The organism is Ottowia sp., assembly GCF_047975795.1.
Classification (GTDB): Bacteria; Pseudomonadota; Gammaproteobacteria; order Burkholderiales; family Burkholderiaceae_C; genus Ottowia.
The window spans coordinates 1-1,745 of sequence record NZ_JBKEEE010000018.1 but is presented as its reverse complement, the minus strand read 5'-3'; the positions used below and the strand labels follow the sequence as shown (position 1 = coordinate 1,745).

The window sequence follows — 1,745 nt, the reverse complement described above, 5'->3', positions numbered from 1 at the left end:
GGATTTCCCGCGGTGAACGCTCGGGCCTGACGGAGTTCAAGGACGCGTTTGAGGCAGCCGGCGGCCTCTGGCATGAAACCGTGTCGCCCAACTACGACCTGATGCGGCGCGACGTGGTCATGCGCGTGGCGGTGGGCTTGCCGCCTTCGGCCCTGTGGATGGGCGCCGAAGACCGCAGCATTGCCCGCATGCTCGATTTTCTGCGGCCCATTGACGAGCTGGCGCCCCCCGGCTGGGCCGACTTGCTGAACCCCGCGGCCCGGGCGCTGGTGGACAGCGCCGAGCAGGCCGTGCAACTGCCCATCACCATTCACAACGAGAACTGGGCCTGGTACAACGCCCGCGTGTTCCGCCAGCTTGGGCTGGCCTTGCCGCGCACCTGGGAGGAGTTTCTGGCGCAGGCGCCGTTGCTGGCCGGCTGGGGCGTGGCGCCGCTGGCGGTGAGTGACGAGCCCTGGGCGGTGCGCCTGCTGCTGTCCACCATGGTGGCCGGGCAGGGCGGGCCGCAGGTGTATCAGCGCTTGTTCGTGCAGGAAGACCCGCAGGTGTTTGAGCACCCGCGCATGCAGCAGGTGCTGCGCACCTTTCTGGCGCTGCGGCGCTGGGCCAACGCGCCGGGCACGGCGCCCGGCTGGAGCGATGCCACGCGCCTGGTGCGCCAGGGGCGCGCGGCCATGCAGGTCATGGGCGACTGGGCGCGCGCCGAGTTTGCCGACATTGGCCCGCAAGCCTCGCAGGACCTGGTGTGCGCGCCGCCGCCCGATGGCCAGAACCTGTTCATCGCCGCCATCGACATGTTTGCCTTTCCCAGGGGGGCGACCAACCTGGCAGGCCAGAAGCTGCTGACCAAGCTGGTGCTTCAGCCAGACTTGCAGGTGCAGTTTGCCCGCCGCAAGGGCTCCGTGCCGGTGCTCAAGACGTTTGACGCGCAGGCGCTGCACGCTTGCGAGCGCTCGGTGCTGCCGCTTCTGGCCTCCGCCCAGACGCAGGTGATGGCGCCACGCTCCACGCTGGACGAAGGCCCGCTGGCGCGCTGGATGGACGTGGCCTTCAGGCACTGGCGTTCGCCCGATTCCACGCTCGCCGCCGTCACGGCCGACATGCGAGAAGCCCTGCGGCCGCACCCCGGCGATTGATCTGGCTGGTGGCGTTGCTCAAGGGGGGGTGACTTGTAATATTTTCTTGAGGAAGAAAATCAAATACAGCGCTTGTTTAACTAGCGCAAGCAGCTATATTTTATAAAGCAAAGAATGGCTTGAAAGCTTTGCCGTCTGATTGGCTGCTGGAGCATGCTCTCAAAGGCTGTCAAAAGCGCGAATCCGCTCCCAGGCCTCGGCCGGCGTGTCCACCACGGTGAACAGTAGCAGTTCTTCGGGCGAGATGGCGCCTTCTTCCACCAGCATCTCCAGGTTGAACAGGCGGCGCCAGTAGTCGCTGCCGAACAGTACGATGGGCACCGGCTTGGCCTTGCGCGTTTGCACCAGGGTGAGCACTTCAAACAATTCGTCCAGCGTGCCAAAGCCGCCGGGAAAGGCCACCAGCGCCTTGGCGCGCATCATGAAATGCATTTTGCGCAGCGCAAAGTAGTGGAACTTGAAGCTCAGCTTGCGCGTGACGTAGGGGTTGGCCGCTTGCTCGTGCGGCAGTGCAATGTTCAGGCCCAGCGAGGGCGCGCCCACGTCGTGCGCGCCGCGGTTGGCCGCTTCCATCACGCCCGGGCCACCGCCGGTGCAGATGTAGATGCG

2 protein-coding genes are annotated in these 1,745 nt (G+C 66.0%); one reads left to right on the top strand and one right to left on the bottom strand.

Annotation, left to right across the window (positions count from 1 at the left end):
- Positions 1–1,136, top strand: a 1,136-nt coding sequence (locus tag ACK5NW_RS02535) for an ABC transporter substrate-binding protein (RefSeq protein ID WP_416924740.1), incomplete at its 5' end; no start/stop codon positions are given.
- 159 nt (positions 1,137–1,295) lie between these two features.
- Here the strand turns inward: ACK5NW_RS02535 and ACK5NW_RS02530 are convergent.
- On the bottom strand, positions 1,296–1,745 hold a 450-nt coding region (locus tag ACK5NW_RS02530; RefSeq protein ID WP_416924738.1), incomplete at its 5' end, for a TIGR00730 family Rossman fold protein.